Here is a 12,682-nt window from a genome sequence, read left to right on the forward strand (position 1 = left end):
GTGATATCAACCGTCATAATAATCGTATTCAATATCGATCTATTTATCAAAGATAAGGAGTTAAATCACGCATGAAACGTACCATAACATTTATTATTTTATCTTCTCTATTGATACTTTTGTTTGCTGTATTAATATCACTTGGATATACGAAAGTGAGCGATCTGAATTTGTACGATGAACTTTATCATTCATATCTCACTAAAAATTCAGGGTATTGCGAAAAAGGGGAAATAGCAAAAGAATATATAAAAATCTTTAACAGTAAGATGGAATCTATCACATCTACAGAATAGGATAAGGGATCGTTTTAAAAATATTGCATAGAACAACAAATGAATCTTCATAATTAGATATTTTAAAACATTACCACACGATATTTATCTCTTGTGGAGAGTGTTTGGTTTTTAAGTAAAGAACCCAATATGAAAATCTGCTAAGTAGTCAAATAGGATGCTATTCGATTTATTGAGAAAAGGCCTTTTCCTCAAAAAACTTGAAGCAGACTTTTAGTGATCTGATGTTTGAATACGTAGAAAATTTCTAGATTCTCCAACGAGCATTAACCAAAAAGAACACATTATACGTATAGAGAAAATAATACCTTGTAATTTTCTACCCGTTTTAAAAATCCAAGCCATTGCCTTCATGATGATATTGTATAACGATATCGTAAATGTCACGAAAAAGGTACACAAATCCCCCCGCCATCTTGCTCTTAAAACACGGAAGCAACAAGCAGTTAGGAAGTGTACTCTAAATTTTTAAATAATACAAGAGGTGTGTTTGTGGCTTATCAGCATAACAAAATAAGGTTTTGCATTTTTACTTTCCAGAATAAAACACTTCGTATTTTTATAAGTATAGCATTGAGGCTATTGAATATAAATAATATTTTTTTTATCTCTTATTTAAAAGTAATAAAATTATTTTCTATCCTCCGCCATAAGAGAAATAAGCCAAGCAGATAAAAAATGTTTGATAAAAAGCTAAATAGATCAAATCATCTTTAGCACAACGATATAACATGGAGATTACAGAAATATCGTCATCGTTGTCATCTTTAGTATTCTTGAGGTCTTTGTATTATATCCCTTATAAGCAAAGTTGAAAGAAACGGGGATATTCTCTATAAAAAAATGAATAAATGAACCGCTATGATAATATACAGTTTTAAAAGAGTACAAAGTGTCTTTGCTTTCAATTTAATAGGCACATTCTAAAAATATAGGTTCGATAGACTCATTCCAAATAGAAGAGTAATGAAACAAAAGTTTTTCAGCATCTGTTTGCCCTGTTGCCATAACCTCTTCTAAAGGATTAAGAAAATTTGTTTCATCAAAACCATTTGCATCATACTGTTTGCGATTTTTTAAGCCCTTGCGTGCAATCGCAATAGCTTGACGAGCTAATTCTAAAAGAATGGTCTGACGAAAAGGGGTTTTTAACCCTTCTTTGGGAACGCGTTGACGCATATCTAAAACTTCTTCAACACACCAATCTTTGGTCAAAGCCTCTGCCTCGTTAAGCGCTTCTCTATCATAAAGAAGCCCAACCCAAAAAGCCGACAATGCACAGATGCGTTTCCAAGAACCGCAATCAGCGCCTCTCATTTCTAAAAATCTTTTTAAGCGGACTTCAGGAAATAACGTTGATAAGTGATTAATCCAATCCCCCATGTTCGGAATTGAATTTGCAACGTGTCCTCTTAATGCTCCATTCATAAACTGACGAAAGGTTATATGTGTACAATCATAATAACGGCCATCGCGTACAACAAAATACATGGGAACATCAAGAGCCCATTCAACGTAATCGGCAAAACCAAAACGCTCAGAAAATATAAAGGGAAGAACACCTGTCCTGTGATTATCCGTATCACGCCAAATTTCAGAACGCCATGACAAAAAGCCATTTGGGCGTCCTTCTGTAAAAGGTGAACTTGCAAATAATGCAGTCGCAACAGACTGTAACTTCATGGATACTTGCATTTTTCGCCGCATATCACTTTCAGATGAAAAATCAAGATTAACCTGAACTGTTGATGTGCGATACATCATATTAAGACCATTATGCCCGACTTTCGGCATATAATCAGTCATAATCTGATAACGTGATTTAGGCATTTTCGGCGTTTCAGCTAATGTCCACTTTGGGCTCGCTCCCATCCCCAAAAAACCAATACCCAATGGTTCTGCAATTTTCTTGAGAAGCGTTAAATGTTCCATTAACTCATGATACGTCTGACCTACTGTTTTTAATGGTGCCCCAGATAATTCAAACTGTCCTCCAGGTTCCAAAGAAATAGCCCCCTGATCAACTGATCCTACGAGCCCTATAATATTCCCGTCATCTAAAATAGGTTTCCATCCTAAAGCGCTTTGCATCCCCTCTAACAGCGCTCGAATTCCCCTCTCACCGTCATAAGGGACAGGACGAAAACCATCTCTATAAAACGGAAATTTTTCATGTTCTGTACCAATACGCCAATCTCCTTCTGCTTTATACCCCCCTTGGAAATAGCTAACCAAGGAATCTAAGTTATAAACTTCACTTTCATCCATTACATCAAGCGCCATAACTTATCGTACCCTATCATTAGTATTATCATCTTAAATGAATTGTTTAGAATGATTTTACAGACATCTCAATCCATTGACCAATCCCCCACGGTGGCATTAAGAAGAGCCAAAGCCGCAACAGCGGCAGTGTCAGCACGTAAAATGCGTGGACCTAATGATATTGGAACTACAAAAGAATACTTTTTTAAAAAGCTCCGCTCTTCTTCACTAAATCCACCTTCTGGTCCAATGAGAACACCAGGTGCTGTAACATCACGCTTTTTAAAAGAAGATAATGGATTATGCGATTGATGCTCTTCATCACAAAAGAATAAAGGCTGTGTCTCATCCCAACGTGCTAAAAGCTCTGCTAATGATAGAGCCGATACACATTCAGGGAGAGATAAAATACCACATTGTTCAGAAGCTTCAATAACATTGGCTTTCATACGCGCCATATTGATACGCGTAACCTGTGTATGATGCGTTATAACAGGCTGTAAAACCGATACTCCCATTTCAACAGCTTTCTGCACCATATAATCCAACCGCGCGTTTTTGAGTGGAGCAAAGCAATAAATAAGATTGGAATGCGTCGTTTGTAATCTTTCTTGATGAATAGGCTGAACCACAACAAATTTTTTCTTAATAATAATAAGTTTAGCAAGCCACTCACCATCCTGTCCATTAAAAAGTAGAATTTCTGCTCCCTCTTTCATCCGCAAAACATGCACAAGATAAAAAGCTTGTGTCCCTTCTATCTTTATTTCTTCACTCAAAGACAATGTCTGTCGGATAAATAATCTTTTAAGTTTATAATTTATGCGCATAAAATCTTGCCAATGCTTACTATCGTCATCGAGAAATAAAGAAAATATATAACAAAAAGAAAAAATTATATCTATAAGACTCTAATATATTAAAGAATTATAGAGTTTTTTAGCTTTATGAAATAATGATAGGAACCTATAGATCATTAAGTGATTCTGCTTTCATAAAATTTAAATAATACACCATTCATCTCTGTATTCAGTCATTGATGCATCAGTGGAGAAAAGATATGTCTGCTAAAAAAGCTACCATTATTACGATTACAACCCTATTAGCCTTTATTTTGATTACAGTGGGAATTGGTTCTGTTGGAGCAGATGGAAAGCATACAGTGACCAAAGATGGTTATGGTATTTCTTCTCAGATTCAATAAGCACTGGCTGATATGCCCTGAATATTTTAAGGCTACAAAATATTTTGTAGCAACTTTCTAAGATTTGCACTCATATTATGACTCTCCTATATTTGGAAAATTCCAGAGAGAGGTGTTTTTATTCCTCTCTTAAATTGTTTATCCACATAACAACTGCATTTATGTGAGGAAGAAGAAGATTTTTGGTTTCATCACGAATAGATTTAAAGTAAGAGAATCTTGTGATCTCTTATTTAAATTTAAAAATGACTTTAAGTTGCAAAGGGACGAATTATTATAGAATAGAGTGTTATGCAGATAAAAAACAATGTTCAATCTGTGTCAATGTCTTTTGTAACCCAAAAATTACCGTGATCCTGTCCTTTAGAGCTTAAAGAAAATGTAAAAGGCCATGCAAGGCTGTTAGCAAGACATTGGACATCTTTACATAAAGTTTCTGATCTATGATTTTTGCGCAATTGTGCCTGTAATATCAATTCATTCTTCCTCCCTTGAGTAATAGCCGTTATAACAGCCCCCTGTATGGATAAACTCAAATCTGTTGTACGCATCAATGACTCTATCACCTTCATCATAGCTTCTGAAAAGCTTGCCTGAATATCCCAGTGATCAAAAGTTGTTGAGAGAGAATCACTATTCGTTAAAAGAAATTGTTGTTTGCTTGAAAGTCTTGCTTGTAATTCATTCAAATCATACCCTAAGAGCCGACCAGAAGACATCTTTAGTGTTAATCCACCCTGTATTTTTGTAAAAACTTCCATCCAAGAACCCGCAAGTGTTTGTATCGTTGCGGTAAAATTTGCTTTGCTCTGTACAAATGGAATAAATCCTAAAGTTTCTAAAGCCTCCTGCGTATCAATAGAAGACCCTGAAATATTCCCTCCAATACGTATTTTCTGTCCAACCGGCGTAACTTCAATAGTACTTTGAACGGATCCACCCCAAATATTTGCATGTCCAAGATCAAAAATCCCATGCCCCTTTTTTATTTGTATCGCAGCAGCTAAATTTGTGAGTGAAATATTTTCTATTTTGGCTTGTGGCGCAGAAAGTCGTATATCCACCCCAATACGATCAAAAGGCGCCATATCAAAGAATGAATTTTCCTTTTTAACTGAAAAAAGCATGGAGCTCAAAAGGTTAAGATCTAGGTTATCAAATGCTAAAGAGCCCATAACATTTGGTACATAAGCTTGAAAATCAAGTTCCAAAGCCCCACGTGCATTAACTTTCCCCATCCTAAATGTAACATTGTTCATTTGGATATGCATGGGGCGCGCTAAAAAATGAGATTCCCATACAATGGGTATTTTTAATCTATGGCCCCAAAACTGATTTCCACCAACCCAAGACAAAGTCTGATTCCATCCCGGAGAACGCATCGATACCTTACCGTCAAAAATATAGTATTCAGATAACCGAGCCTGTCCTATAAAAGTTATTCCCCCACGTACAGAATTGAGACTTGCCTTAATCTGGCTTTTTCCTCCTGCCAGAAGCAACAATGCTTGAGAAGCATCAATTGATAATTTTGTAAATTCTCCGCGCCAACGAGCATCTGCACGCAACCGTACTTCCTCAGTCGATTCTGGCCAATCTAAAGTCGCATTTAATCCTGTTATTTTTTCTGATACTCCTGAAAGACTATCATGATACACAAGAACACCATTTTCAATGATAACCCGCCCAAAAGGTTGTTTTAAAAGGTGCTTTATCTCTGGATGTTCAGGAGTATGTTTTAATATTTCACGCGCCTTACGTATGGCTAATCCTAAAGTCCCTTGTGAACGAGAAAATCGATCAAAAAAATCTGCCATTGTTTTAACGGGCTTTTCCATAACAAATTGAGGACGCATAATCCGCGTCTCTGAAAAAGAAACACGCCCCCAAAGAAGATCGACGACAGAAAGATCAACTTCTATGGATTCAGCTTCCATGAGTGGCGCAACATCATCCATTTTTGATGTTAAAGTAACTCCGGAAAGCAACGCTTTAGGATAAGGAAAAAGATTCAACCGCGGTGGATCACGCAATTGCACATTATAACCTGTCCAGGCACTCAATTCTTGCGCTAAACGAACACGAATCGCATCCGTAGAAACAAGATAAGGTAAAACAAGCCCCCCCACTCCAGATAAAAAGATAATTGTAATAAAGATTCCGCTCAAAAATTTTATTATTCTGATGCGCACAATATCCCTCTATACGTATCCCCCTAGCAACAGATTAAAAACAAACTTAAATAATCGTTAAAGATTTTTTTATAATCCTACAGTTAACCATATCCATTTTGTAATTTTCACTATTTTTTTCTTTATCCAAAGTTTATTCAAACGGCAATATTGCTGCTTCTTTATAAAGCAATTATTTAAGAGTCGACTAAAACTATAAATCCACAACATTATTAAACCATTCTTACTGTTCTCTTATAAATATTGCTATAAAACTCTATTGTATTATTAGAAAATGCTTTACAAAAAAACAAACAGCCTTACCGAAAGGACCTCTCTCATGAATAATATTATCGACGGAAAAAAACTTGCTGAAGAGATTATTGTAAAAGTTAAGGCTGAAACCACAAAACTCCGCAATAACTATAATATACAACCTAGTATCGCTGTCATTATCGTTGGAGACGATCCTGCAAGTCAAGTCTATGTCTCCTCAAAAAATAAAAAAGCTGAAGAATGTGGGTTTCTTTCAATTAAACATGTCATTTCCAAAGAAACGCAAGAAAAAGAGCTTCTTCAACTTATTGCAACATTAAATTCTGATCCAAAAATTCATGGTATTTTGGTACAGCTACCTCTTCCCGCCCACATCAATACAAACTGCATAACACAAGCCGTTGCTTTTCAAAAAGATGTTGATGGTTTTCATTATGTCAATGTAGGAAAACTCGCAGCAAATGCACTTGACGATGCTATTATTCCCTGTACACCAGCTGGTGCTATGATGATGATTGAACAACACTGTGGGCGCGATTTATCTGGACTGGACGCTGTCGTTGTTGGACGCTCTAATATTGTTGGAAAACCTATGGCTGCACTTTTAACAGCAGCCAATGCTACTGTGACAATTGCCCATAGCCGTACCCGTGACCTTGATGATGTATGTCGGAGCGCCGATATTCTCGTAGCGGCTGTAGGCCGTCCTCAAATGATTAAAAAAGACTGGGTGAAAAATGGTGCAATTGTTATTGATGTTGGGATTAACCGCATTGCCGCACCAGAAAAAGGTGTAGGAAAAACGCGTCTTGTTGGGGATGTCGATTTTGAAAATGTAAAAGAAAAAGCTGCTGCAATTACCCCTGTTCCAGGAGGTGTCGGCCCCATGACAATTGCTATGCTTATGGTTAATACACTCAAAGCCGCTGCCCGATTACACAATCTTCCTATACCAAAATTCTAAAAATTTTAACTATCATTGTACATGGTTTCTTGTATATGATTCATCTTATTTCTTTTTGCATTTCTTATGTCATAAAAACAGATGCCCCTTGATCTGCCCAATTAACCGATTGACGAAAAACACAAAAAAGTTCGTTTCCAACTTCCTGTTCGTTTTTTGAAAGATCCGGAGGTGTAATTGTTCACGCGTTAAATTTTGCTAAATCCTCTAAAAGAGTTAATTTACCCTCATCAATGTCAAAGAAAACAATGTCACCATCTTGCAAACGCGCAATGAAACCATTGTCTAAAGCTTCTTGTGTCACATGGATGGCAGCAGGAATTTTCCCTGATGCTCCGGATATACCATTGGCTTTTGGTCCTTGGTAGCGAATAACAGTGACAAAATCTTTATCATGCAACGCTCCAGATTGAAAAGATTTTTGGAGCTCTTCTTGATCATTAAAGACAAGGACTGGTGCTTTAATCTGCCAATATTCTGGTTTTACAGATAAAACTTTTATAATAGCTGTTCCCAAATCTCCCGATAAAATACGAAGACCACCGTCAAGCTAAAATGGTTTTTTCCACCCTGCTAACATCTTACAATCACCACGTTCCTTGAGAGCCGATTCATGTACCACAAGGACATCCGTAGAAAGCTTGGCTTCAATTGCATAAACATTGAGATCTTTACCATAAACTGTAGAAACATCTTCATGCACTAAACCTACCTCAATAAGCTCACGAATAATAAATCCTATCCCCCTGCTGCATAAGAATTATTGATATCAGCCAAACCATTCGGATAAATTCGCGCTAAAAGAGGCACATGACATGAAATTTCTGCAATATCATGCCATGTCAATTGAATATCGCAAGCCACAGCTATAGCCATCAAATGAATCGTATGATTGGCAGAACCTTCTGTTGCATTTAACCCTACAATGGCATTCACAAAAGAACGCTCATCAATGATCATACCAAGTGGTCTATGATGATCACCGAGATCAGTCATTTCAAGTACACACTTTGTCGCTTCTTTTGTTAAAGCATCACTCAACAGTGTATTCGCATTGACCAAAGAAGCTGCCGACCCGGCATATGCAGCCCCACCATCTCCAGTATCACCTGATTGGAATTAGCGGTTCCATAAAATGTACATGTTCCTGGTCCATGATAAGCACGGGTTTCTGATTCCAACAAAGTTTGGCGATCTATTTTGTTTTCCGCGTAAAGTTGACGTATTTTTGCTTTTTCATCATTATCTTGCCCCATTGTCATAGGATCAGCGGAGATAAAAATTCCTGGTAAGTGACATGTAAGTGCACCAATCAATAAATCGGGGATGATTTTATCACACACCCCGAGATACAATGCTTCATCAACGACATCATGTGATAAGCTTATCGCTGTCGCCATTGCACAATCACTTCACGGAAACAAAAGGAAGGCTCCATCCTTGCATTCCCTCTGCATAACACCATCGCACATCGTAGGGACATCTCCTGCTACCTATGCAACACCTCCAACCATACGAGCCTCCTCTTTAATTAAGTGAGGAAACTTTTCAAAAGATTGATGTGCTGAAAATATATCGTTATAGGTTATGATAATATGCCCAACGATATTTCCCTTCAAACGCTCTTTGTCTATTGCTCCACAAGCAGCAAAACCATGAGTCTGATTAGCGCATCCCCAAAACTCCACTGGGGACGATGAGCTTATGCGTTCGCAATACGATTTAAATAAATTTCTCGTGTTGATCGAGAGCGTTCATAAATCCTTGTGTAACTGTGGAAATTGTCTTGGAAAGTGCCATATTTACCTCCCCCTTTCATTGATGCTCCCCCTCATTCATTAAAGAGAGATTGCGTTTCTATTCCCCTTGTCTCTCATATTCTGCTTCACTTATTTCATTTTCTGCAGGTGACCAATAGACTTGAACAAGATGAGGAGAATTACGCAAAATCGCTCGAATCGGCATTTCTATATCAGATCCATCTTGACAAGCTTCTTCAAAACAATCGCGTTTCTGAAAACCTTCAAAATGGAGAATAATGCAACGCGATTGCATAATAACTGGCAAAGTTAGAGAGAGCCTTGGCTCAACAGCACTCTTAGCATAAAGAGGTAAAACAAGAGCTTGTGTTCGAAGATCAAGCGCTTGCTTTAAACGATCAGCATCAGGAAAAAAGGAAGCCGTATGTCCATCAATCCCCATTCCTAAAACAACAACATCAAAGGGTTTAGGCAAAGTATTAACACGACTTGCTGCTGAAAAAGCAGCAAGTTCAACGGTGCGTGCCTTATGATAAAGTCCTACAAAACGCGCTTTTGCAGCAAAATTTTGTAACAAATAACGCTGTACCATATGTTCATTTGAACGCTCATGGTGAGCAGGTACAAAACGCTCATCAACCAAAGTGATAATGATATTTTGCCACTCAATATCCGCTTTTGACAAATAATGAAAAAACAATTCCGGTGTTTTACCACCAGAAACCGCTAAAATGGCTCTCTTGCGCTCAAGAACAGACACACTAAGCTCTGCTGCAACTCGATCTGCTAATGCCAAAGCTAAAGTCTGAGGGGTTTTAAAATCTAAACGATCAATATTCATTTTATACATACTTATTGTTCTAAACCAAATTGTTCCATAGACGCCCATCACGTTCCATTAAAATCGTCGAAGCAATGGGTCCCCATGAGCCCGCACTATATTCATAAATAGGCTGCTTTATTGCTTGCCACCCCTCAAGAACAGGCTCAATCCAACGCCAAGCCGCTTCAACTTCATCACGACGCATAAAGAGTGTTTGATCTCCACGAATAACATCCATTAATAAGCGTTCATAAGCATCAGGATTACGTTGAGAAAATGCAGAAGCAAAACTCATATCCAAGGGGATATGACGAAATCGCATACCACCAGGACCCGGATCCTTAATCATCAACCATTGTTTGACACCTTCATCAGGCTGGAGACGAATAACAAGCCGATTAGAAAAAATCTCATCCGAATCCACATTAAAAATATTATGTGGAATGGATTTGAAAACAACCACAATTTCAGACATTCGCGTAGGCATACGCTTACCAGTTCGTAAATAAAAAGGCGTATCTGCCCAACGCCAATTATTAATCTTAACCTTCAACGCTACAAATGTTTCGCTCTCACTTGCTCTTCCCAAATCTTCAAGATAAGATCCCACACGAACACCATTCAATGTACCCGCAACATACTGCCCACGCACAGTATGTTGTTCTACATTATGAATATCAAGAGGTGTTAAAGAATGCAAAACTTTCAGTTTTTCATCACGTACAGCATTTGCTCTATTCGTAAATGGTATTTCCATCGCCACCAAACAGAGCAATTGCAACATATGATTTTGCACCATATCGCGTAGCGCACCTGCACTCTCATAATATTCTGCACGCCCTTCCAAACCTAAAGATTCAGCAACGGTTATCTGAACATGATCAATATAATTAGAATTCCATAACGGCTCATAAAGTGTATTCACAAACCGTAATGCCATCAAATTTTGAACAGTTTCCTTTCCAAGATAATGATCAATGCGAAAGATTTGATTTTCATTACAAACACTTGCAAATGCATCGTTAAGCGAAACAGCTGTTTTTACATCACGGCCAATAGGTTTTTCAATGATAATTCGTGTTTGTGGTGTTACCAAATTGCTTTTCCCCAACTGCATCGCAATATCAGCAAAAAGTGGCGAACCAACAGCCAAATAAAAAGCTCGAATATCTGCTGAATCTTGTGACAATACCAGCGCAAGATCTTGCCACCCTCGGTTTGAGGAAACATCAACAGAAACGTAAGTTAAACGTGCAAGAAAACGATGAAGTTCAATTGAATTGAGATCTTTTGGATGAACATGTGTTTCTAAAGACGCACGAACAAAATTTTGATATTCTTCATTATTCCATGCAGAACGTGCAACCCCAATAATATGGGTGGGCTCATTAAATTGCCCAACACACTGACAATGATAGAGAGCAGGCATAAGTTTGCGTGCTGCTAGGTCACCGTTACCACCAAAAACAATACAATCAAAGGGAGAAACTGGAATAATTTTACTTACCATGAACTTATTTTATTTTTCTATTCGATTATTCAATCCTATAATTACTTATAACAGCTTCCATCATTAAAGCAGACAGAACCTAAATAAGCCATTAATTTTCTACATTTCAATCAATATTTCTGTTAAAGACGATCCATTAAAGAAAACCAACGCATTGCTAAAAATATAAGCGGATAGCGTAAAACGTTTCCTCCCGGAAAGGATGAAATCTTTAAGTTCTGAAAATGGGCAAAACGTTCATGATTCCCAGTCAACCATTCTGCGTATAATTTTCCCATAAAAGGAGCAAGCATAACACCATGCCCTGAATAACCGCCACAATAAGTCATCCTTGAGAAAAGTTGGCGAACATAAGGCATACGCTCAACCGTGATGGCAACCGTTGCCCCCCAACGATGGCTGAGATTGATAGAATGTAATTGAGGATAAATTTCAGCAATTTGCCGTTTTATACGTGCATCTAAATTTACAGGTTTCTTATTATTGTAACTTTCTACACCACCAAATAAGAGACGATTATCAATGCTTTTGCGAAAATAGCGAACCATAAAACGGGAATCATCAACCGATTCACCCCTCATGAGAATTGAACTGTTCTTTGGTAATGGTTCCGTTGCTCCAATATACGAGCGAATAGAAAAAATCTTTTTCTGAACAAAATGCTGCAAACCAAGTTTATACCCATTCGTTGCGAGTAAAACATGCTCTGCTGCTATACTCCCTTTTTCTGTTATTACTTTCCAATGAGCTCCCTTGCTCTTCACGGTTGTTACTTGTGTGTTCTCATAAAGCTTAGCACCAGCATCTTTGGCTCTTTTTGCCAACCCAATAACCAATTTTAAGGGATTTATATGGCCGGTATCTGCATCATAAATACCACCACAATAAAAAGACGATCCAAGTCGCCTAGATGTTTCAGCCCTATTCATAAAAGTAAGCGCGTGATAGCCATAACGCTGCATCACCTCAATATGCCGTTGATAAGAGAGAAGCTCACGCCTTTTGTGGGTTACAGAAAGCTGTCCTGCCATAAAATCACATTGAAAATCAGGTATCGTACACAAATATAAAATATCTCTTTTAGCTTCTTCTGCTAAATCAAATAGCACTTTACTGCGCTCAAAACCATATTTTTTCTCTAATGTTTCGACCCATTGCCGTTGCCCCGTTCCCAATTGTCCACCATTGCGCCCTGAAGCTCCATCCCCCAAACGTGATACTTCAAATAAAACAACATCCACTCCAGTGTTCGCTAAATGATAAGCAGCTGAAAGGCCTGTCAATCCACCCCCAATAATGACCACATCACACTGTCTATCTTCACAAAAAGAAGGATAAGAGGGACGCTCTTTTAAAGTATCTTCATACCAAGAAAGTCCTGGAGAAATTGGATTAGAGTCAATCATCGTGATA

General features: G+C 37.8%; 8 protein-coding genes and 1 pseudogene. 2 read left to right on the forward strand and 7 right to left on the reverse strand.

Translation table 11 applies throughout. The annotated features are described in order from the left end of the window. Positions 1 to 1,205: 1,205 nt before the first annotated feature. Together NNJ85_RS01660 and NNJ85_RS01665 are read right to left on the reverse strand one after the other, a co-directional pair. Complete coding sequence (locus tag NNJ85_RS01660) at positions 1,206 to 2,579, reverse strand: glutamate--cysteine ligase (RefSeq protein WP_254473031.1); 1,374 nt, start codon at positions 2,577 to 2,579, stop codon at positions 1,206 to 1,208. A gap of 68 nt (positions 2,580 to 2,647) precedes the next feature. Next, positions 2,648 to 3,391: a 16S rRNA (uracil(1498)-N(3))-methyltransferase gene (locus NNJ85_RS01665; protein ID WP_254473033.1), complete on the reverse strand. Its 744-nt coding sequence runs from the start codon at positions 3,389 to 3,391 to the stop codon at positions 2,648 to 2,650. Between the two features lie 230 nt (positions 3,392 to 3,621). Between NNJ85_RS01665 and NNJ85_RS01670 the strand changes: the two genes are divergently transcribed. Continuing rightward, positions 3,622 to 3,765, forward strand: a complete 144-nt coding sequence (locus NNJ85_RS01670; RefSeq protein ID WP_005773989.1) for a hypothetical protein — start codon at positions 3,622 to 3,624, stop codon at positions 3,763 to 3,765. Positions 3,766 to 4,076: 311 nt separating this feature from the next. On the opposite strand, the gene NNJ85_RS01675 is transcribed toward NNJ85_RS01670, so the two are convergent. After that, positions 4,077 to 5,957: an AsmA family protein gene (locus NNJ85_RS01675; RefSeq protein ID WP_254473035.1), complete on the reverse strand. Its 1,881-nt coding sequence runs from the start codon at positions 5,955 to 5,957 to the stop codon at positions 4,077 to 4,079. 319 nt (positions 5,958 to 6,276) lie between these two features. Here NNJ85_RS01675 and folD point away from each other — a divergent pair, with 319 nt between their 5' ends. Then, positions 6,277 to 7,176: a bifunctional methylenetetrahydrofolate dehydrogenase/methenyltetrahydrofolate cyclohydrolase FolD gene (gene folD, locus NNJ85_RS01680; protein ID WP_254473037.1), complete on the forward strand. Its 900-nt coding sequence runs from the start codon at positions 6,277 to 6,279 to the stop codon at positions 7,174 to 7,176. A gap of 64 nt (positions 7,177 to 7,240) precedes the next feature. Here folD and NNJ85_RS01685 read toward each other — a convergent pair. From NNJ85_RS01685 to NNJ85_RS01700, 4 genes and pseudogenes are all read right to left on the reverse strand, one after another. Continuing rightward, a pseudogene (locus tag NNJ85_RS01685) lies at positions 7,241 to 8,976 on the reverse strand (dihydroxy-acid dehydratase). 57 nt (positions 8,977 to 9,033) lie between these two features. Then, positions 9,034 to 9,786: a 6-phosphogluconolactonase gene (pgl, locus tag NNJ85_RS01690; RefSeq protein WP_254473039.1), complete on the reverse strand. Its 753-nt coding sequence runs from the start codon at positions 9,784 to 9,786 to the stop codon at positions 9,034 to 9,036. Between the two features lie 10 nt (positions 9,787 to 9,796). Next, on the reverse strand, positions 9,797 to 11,269 hold the full coding sequence (gene zwf / locus NNJ85_RS01695) for a glucose-6-phosphate dehydrogenase (protein ID WP_254473041.1): 1,473 nt from the start codon (positions 11,267 to 11,269) through the stop codon (positions 9,797 to 9,799). A gap of 122 nt (positions 11,270 to 11,391) precedes the next feature. Beyond that, positions 11,392 to 12,675 (reverse strand): FAD-binding oxidoreductase, encoded by a 1,284-nt coding sequence (locus tag NNJ85_RS01700; RefSeq protein WP_254473043.1) that lies wholly within the window; start codon positions 12,673 to 12,675, stop codon positions 11,392 to 11,394. Between the last annotated feature and the right edge of the window lie 7 nt (positions 12,676 to 12,682).

Source organism: Bartonella sp. B1098, from assembly GCF_944896145.1.
Classification (GTDB): domain Bacteria; phylum Pseudomonadota; class Alphaproteobacteria; order Rhizobiales; family Rhizobiaceae; genus Bartonella.

What these genes read in the sequence shown, in the direction of transcription:
- NNJ85_RS01665 (WP_254473033.1), bottom strand. Translation starts at nt 3,391, where the DNA reads ATGCGCATAAATTATAAACTTAAAAGATTATTTATCCGACAGACATTG.
- zwf (WP_254473041.1), bottom strand. Translation starts at nt 11,269, where the DNA reads ATGGTAAGTAAAATTATTCCAGTTTCTCCCTTTGATTGTATTGTTTTT.
- pgl (WP_254473039.1), bottom strand. Translation starts at nt 9,786, where the DNA reads ATGTATAAAATGAATATTGATCGTTTAGATTTTAAAACCCCTCAGACT.
- NNJ85_RS01700 (WP_254473043.1), bottom strand. Translation starts at nt 12,675, where the DNA reads ATGATTGACTCTAATCCAATTTCTCCAGGACTTTCTTGGTATGAAGAT.
- NNJ85_RS01660 (WP_254473031.1), bottom strand. Translation starts at nt 2,579, where the DNA reads ATGGCGCTTGATGTAATGGATGAAAGTGAAGTTTATAACTTAGATTCC.
- NNJ85_RS01670 (WP_005773989.1), top strand. Translation starts at nt 3,622, where the DNA reads ATGTCTGCTAAAAAAGCTACCATTATTACGATTACAACCCTATTAGCC.
- folD (WP_254473037.1), top strand. Translation starts at nt 6,277, where the DNA reads ATGAATAATATTATCGACGGAAAAAAACTTGCTGAAGAGATTATTGTA.